Origin of the sequence: Streptosporangium sp. NPDC005286 (assembly GCF_040607515.1) — a bacterium.
Taxonomy (GTDB): Bacteria; Actinomycetota; Actinomycetes; order Streptosporangiales; family Streptosporangiaceae; genus Streptosporangium.
Genome location: NZ_JBEXGU010000257.1, coordinates 5,275 through 8,891 on the forward strand (window position 1 = coordinate 5,275; position 3,617 = coordinate 8,891).

Consider the following 3,617-nt stretch of genomic DNA (forward strand, 5'->3'; position numbering starts at 1 on the left):
GTTCCCGGCGGGGACGGTGCACGGGTTCGGGACGTGTCGGACGAGACGGTGGCCGGGTATGCCGAGCGGGTCCGGGGTGAGCTGGATCCCGGCGCCGGACGGATGGTACGGGTCGTGTGGTTCGACGCGGGCCACGAGCGGTCCGGACGGCTTCTGCTGGCCATCCACCACCTGGCCGTCGACGGCGTCTCCTGGCGGATCCTGCTGCCCGACCTTCTCGCGGCCTGGAGCGCCGGGAGAGAGGGCACCGAGGTACGCCTGCCCGAGCCCACCACCTCCTTCCGCACCTGGGCGCGTCTGCTCCAGGCCGAGGCCGTGAACCCGGTACGGGTGGCCGACCTTCCCGCCTGGACCGCGCTCCTCGCGCCGTCCCCGCCGGTCTCACCGGCGCGGGCCGTGTCCTCGGGCACTTTCGTCCCCGCGACCGATGGCTCACTCCTTCCCGCCGCGCCGGTACGCGAGCGGGGAACCTGGGGGGAGCGGCGGGAGATGGTCGTGGAGCTCTCCGCCGACGTGGCGGGGCCGCTGCTGGGCGGCGTGCCGGGTGCCTTCCACGGGAACGCCGACGACGTGCTGCTCGCCGGGCTCGCGGCGGCGGTCGCGAGGTGGAGCGGGCGGCGTTCCGTACTCGTCGACCTGGAGGGGCACGGCAGGCAGGAGGTCCTCCCCGGCGTGGACCTGTCCGCGACTGTGGGCTGGTTCACCGCCGTGCACCCCGTCAGGATCGACGCGGGCCCCGTTGACTGGGCCGATCTCAAGAACGGAGGCCAGGCCGCGGGCCAGGCGGTCAAGCGGGTGAAGGAGCAGCTCCGCGCTCTTCCCGACCCGCTGGGCTATGGCCTCCTGCGTTACCTCAACCCTGACACGGCCCCCGCACTCGCCGCACTGCCCCAGCCGGAGATCGGTTTCAACTATCTCGGCCGGATCACCTCCTCCGGGCTGGACTGGGAGCCCGTAGCCGGAGGGCTGTCCGGTGGCCAGGATGCCGCCGCCCCGCTCAGGCACGGCATCCAGATCGACGCGATCGCCCTCGGTGACGTCCTCCGCGTCACCTGGACCTGGGATCCCACCCGCCACGCCGACAACCGGATCGCCGAGCTGGCCGCCGCCTGGTCGGAGGCTCTGACCGGCATCTCCCGGCACGTCGGCGGCGGCCTCACCCCCTCCGACGTCGCGGTACCCCTCACCCAGGACGACCTCGACGAGCTCGGCCCCGGCCTCCAGAACGTCTGGCCGCTCGCCCCGCTCCAGCACGGCCTGTTCTTCCACTCCCTGCTGGAGGTGGACGTCTACACCGCTCAGCTGACCCTGGACCTGAGCGGCCCCCTCGACGCGCCACGGCTCAGGGCCGCCGCGGAACGCCTGGTCCGCAGGCACCCCAACCTCCGAACCTCCTTCGAGCTGCGCGGCGACCCGGTGCAGCTGGTGCACCGGCGGGTGGAGGTGCCGTGGCGGGAGGTGGCGGGGACCGACGCCGAGACGGTGGCCGCCGAGGAGCGGGCCCGGCGGTTCGACCTGTCCCGGCCACCGCTGCTCCGTTTCGCACTGGTACGGCTCGGACCCGGCAGGCACCGGCTGATCCTCACCAACCATCACATCCTGCTGGACGGCTGGTCGACACCGCTGCTGGCGGCCGAGCTGTTCGCGCTGTACTCAGGCCAGGAACCCGCCCCCGCGCCGCCGTACGAGAACTACCTGGCCTGGCTGGCCGGTCGGGACGGCGAGTCCACGCGGCGGGCCTGGGAGCGCGCGCTGGACGGTTTCGACGAGCCCGCCCTCGCCGCCCCGCACGCCCCCGCCGAGCCGGTCGCGCCCGCCAGGGTCACCGCCGAACTCGACGACGGCCGGACCAGGGCGCTCACCGCTCTCGCCCGCACGCACTCCAGCACGCTCAGCACCGTCATGCAGGCCGCCTTCGGCCTGCTGCTCGGCCGGCTGACCGGCCGCCGGGACGTCGTCTTCGGCGGTACGGTCTCCGGCCGCCCGCCCGAGCTGCCCGGGGTCGAGCGCATGGTCGGCCTGTTCATCAACACCCTGCCGGTCCGGGTCCGGCTCGACCCCGCGGAAACCGTGGGTGACCTGCTGCGCAGGCTCCGCGACGAGCAGGCGGAACTGCTGCCCCACCACCACGTCGGCCTTGCCGAGATCCGGCGCGGCCCCCTGTTCGACGCGCTGCTGGTGATGGAGAACTACCCCATCGACTCCCGTACGGCGATCGGCGACCTCGACCTGACCTCGGCGGACGTGACCGACGCGACGCACTACCCGATCACGCTGCTGGTCGTGCCGGGGGACGTGCTCCGTTTCCGGCTGCAGTACCGGCCCGACGTGTTCACCGAGGCGGAGGCCGCGGCTCTGCTCGACCGCTTCCTGAGCCTGCTGGCCGAACTGGTCGCCGAACCGGACACCGCCGCCGGCCGTCTCGACGGGTTCTCCCCGGGCGAGCGCGGGCTCGTGCCACACCACTGGAACGACACGGCCGCGGACGTGCCCCGCACCACGCTGGCCGCGCTGTTCGAGGCCCAGGTCGCGCGGACACCGGACGCGACGGCGCTGGTGTTCGAGGGGGACGAGCTGAGCTACGCGGCGTTCAACGCGCGAGCCAACCGGCTGGCCCGGCTGCTGGTGGCCGAGTACGGGGTGGGAGCCGAACGAGTGGTGGCGCTGATGCTGCCCAGGTCACCGGACCTGCTGGTCGCCATGTACGCCGTGATCAAGGCGGGCGCCGCCTACCTGCCGGTCGACCCGGAGCTTCCTGCGGCGCGGATCGCGTCGATGCTGGACGACTCATGGCCGGTTCTGGTGATCGACGGTGACTGGCTGGGCCGTGCCGACGCCTCCGGGTACCCGGCTTCCGATCTCGGTGTGCCGCTCGCGCCGGAGCATCCGGCGTACGTGATCTACACCTCCGGCTCGACGGGGCGGCCCAAGGGGGTCGTGGTCACCCACGGTGCGATCGTCAACCGCCTGCTCTGGGCCCAGTCCGAGTATCGCCTGGGTCCGGCGGACCGCGTTCTGCAGAAGACGCCGGCCGGATTCGACGTGTCGGTCTGGGAGTTCTTCTGGCCGCTTCAGACCGGCGCCACCCTGGTCGTCACCAGGCCGGACGGGCACCGGGACCCGTCCTACCTCGCCGGGCTCATCGACTCCGAACGCATCACGGTCCTGCACTTCGTCCCCTCCATGCTGGCCGCCTTCCTGGAGGCGGTGCCCTCTCCTGGTTCGCCGGAGGTGTCCGGAACGGGTACGGCTCTTCGGTTTCTCGTCTGCAGCGGTGAGGCGCTGCCACCCGCACTCGCCGACGAGGCGGCGGCCCGGCTGGGGGTGCCGGTGCACAACCTCTACGGCCCGACCGAGGCCGCGGTCGACGTCACCTTCTGGGAGCACCGTCCCGGCACGGAGACCACCTCCGTGCCGATCGGTCATCCCGTCTGGAACACCCGTCTCCACGTGCTGGATTCGTGGCTGCGGCCGGTTCCGGCCGGGGTGGAGGGGGAGCTGTACCTGGCCGGAGCGCAGCTGGCGCGGGGGTATCTGGGGCGGGCCGGGTTGACGGCGGAGCGGTTTGTGGCGTGTCCGTTTGATGGGTCCGGTGGGCGGATGTATCGGACGGGGGA

The 3,617-nt window shown here is 72.7% G+C and carries 1 protein-coding gene; it reads left to right on the forward strand.

Features of this window, described 5'->3' with window-relative positions:
• Positions 1 to 33: 33 nt before the first annotated feature.
• On the forward strand, positions 34 to 3,617 hold a 3,584-nt coding region (locus tag ABZU75_RS43465; protein ID WP_355568377.1), incomplete at its 3' end, for an amino acid adenylation domain-containing protein.